Here is a 1,874-nt window from a genome sequence, read left to right as displayed (position 1 = left end):
CGCCCCCGCGAGCCCCTCCAGAAACCGCTCCACCACCCCGTCGTCCACCCTGTCATCCTCCCGCAGCCCGCCCGCTCGTGCCGCAGGCACACCCGTTACTTTCTTCGTGCCCGCTGCGCTCGACCGTCTTCGACGGAAAGTAAGGGAAGTCCCGGTCAGCGATCCCTTATCGGGACGGCACCGCGCCCCTCCCCCCTCCCACACGGTGCGATCAGAGGCGAAACTCAGAGACCAAGCATCTCGAGTTCGGCCCCCGCGGCGTCAACGTCAACACCGTCGCTCCCGGCGCCACCGCTACTCCGGGGAACGCCGCCGCAGCGGACGCCCTCGTCGAGATGACGAAGGGCACCGTCGCCGGAACGCCCGTGCGCCCGATCGACATCGCCTTCGCCGTGAGGTTCCTCGTCTCCGACGAGGCGTCGTACGCCCACGGGACAGTCCTCGACATCGACGGCGGCATCGCGCACGTGCGGCTGGGCTGATCCGGATGGAGACCCCGCACTTCGCTGCCGCCGTCACCGCGTTCGTCACCGCCCTCGACGGGCGCATCGATCAGGGGATCACCGCATTCCCCGACCTGTTCGATCACGACGCGGTCATCGACGTGCCCTTCGACGGCTCCGGAGATCCCCAGCCGATCACGGGGCGGCAGGCGATCCAGGTCATGGCTGCCGGCCTCGAGGGCTTCCTCTGGTTCGACGAGGTCACGTTCCACGCCGTGCGAGCGACCGAGGACCCGGCGGTGGTGGTATGCGAGTACGAGGCGGTGCTCCGACGCGCGGACCGCGACGGTCGCCTCCGCCGCCGCTACATCTCCGTGATCACCCTCCGCGAAGGACGCATCAGCCACCTCCGCGAATACGGAGGCCCCTTCATGCCGACCAACTGACCACGAACCGGCCCGCGACAACGCCCGCTCCTTCCGCCAGGGGCCCGTGGTCCTCTCCTGCCTTCTCAGTCCGTCACCTCGGGGAGCGCGACCGCGATCGAGCGAACCGGATGAAGAAGCGGTGTGCAGGTCCGGTCGATCTCGGACGGCATCGACCCGTCGACGTCGACGGGCCGGCTGATGCTGGGCATGCTCGCCACGCTCGCGGAGTACGAGCGGGAACTCATCGTTGAACGAGTGAATGCCGGTATCGCCGCAGCCCGTGCCAGCGGGATCCGCTTCGGCCGACCCCTGTCGGACCCGGCGGTGGTCACGGACAAGTTCGCAATTGCCGCGGATGCGCGAGTGCGCGGCCGCACTGCTGAGGATGCGGCTCGCCTCGCCGGGTGGAGTCGCGCGTCGCTGTATCGGCACCAGGCGGACGCCGCTTGGCGCGCAGCTGCCGGAGAGCAAGCGGCGCCCCCAGTAAGGAATCGTCCTCCGTTCCTCGACGCGGTGGCCGAGGCAGGAGAGGCGTCCGCCCGGCTTGGTGCCGCCCCTCCTGCTTGACCTACTTCGCCTTAGTAATTGCAACCGACGACAAAGTTCTCATCGTCAACAAAAGGCCCGTACTGAACGCTTCGCACGGTCTCATAAGCGACCATGTCGTAACGGTACTGAGCGGCTGAGCTACACTTGTCGAAACGGTTGATAGTCTGAATCGCATTATACGGGCTGTCAGGACTTATTGCTGTGGCTCGCGTCTGCTGCCCACAGAAAAATCCAGTGCAGCCCTTGCGCAGCTGGATCTTTAGGCTGTGCGTGAAGACTGTGCCGCTCGAGGCGCAGACGCTCTGGCCACCCCAGTACAATTGATCGAAGCCGTTTCGGTAAATCTGGACAAACGGGCTCTTCGCAGTTGAGGGTGTAGCCGTACGAGTGTGGGGTCGGCGCGTCGTGGCCGGGAGTGGGGTCGAGGTCTTCCGATGATGGAGGTTCCTACGCC

At 66.4% G+C, this 1,874-nt stretch carries 2 protein-coding genes and 1 pseudogene; all 3 read left to right on the top strand.

What is annotated here, in order from left to right; genetic code table 11:
- Positions 1-161 precede the first annotated feature (161 nt).
- Positions 162-482 (top strand): SDR family oxidoreductase, encoded by a 321-nt coding sequence (locus C5D07_RS02400; protein WP_084415730.1) that lies wholly within the window; start codon positions 162-164, stop codon positions 480-482.
- 5 nt (positions 483-487) lie between these two features.
- On the top strand, positions 488-889 hold the full coding sequence (locus tag C5D07_RS02395) for a nuclear transport factor 2 family protein (protein ID WP_068250547.1): 402 nt from the start codon (positions 488-490) through the stop codon (positions 887-889).
- A gap of 120 nt (positions 890-1,009) precedes the next feature.
- Positions 1,010-1,318, top strand: a pseudogene (locus tag C5D07_RS02390) (recombinase family protein); the annotation flags it as partial.
- Positions 1,319-1,874 lie beyond the last annotated feature (556 nt).

Source organism: Rathayibacter tritici, from assembly GCF_002932875.1.
Taxonomy (GTDB): Bacteria; Actinomycetota; Actinomycetes; order Actinomycetales; family Microbacteriaceae; genus Rathayibacter; species Rathayibacter tritici.
The sequence above is the reverse complement of the archived record's forward strand: the minus strand, read 5'-3'. Positions and strand labels throughout refer to the sequence as shown.

Coding starts and splice junctions, on each gene's coding strand:
- C5D07_RS02395 (WP_068250547.1), top strand. CDS start 488: ATGGAGACCCCGCACTTCGCTGCCGCCGTCACCGCGTTCGTCACCGCC.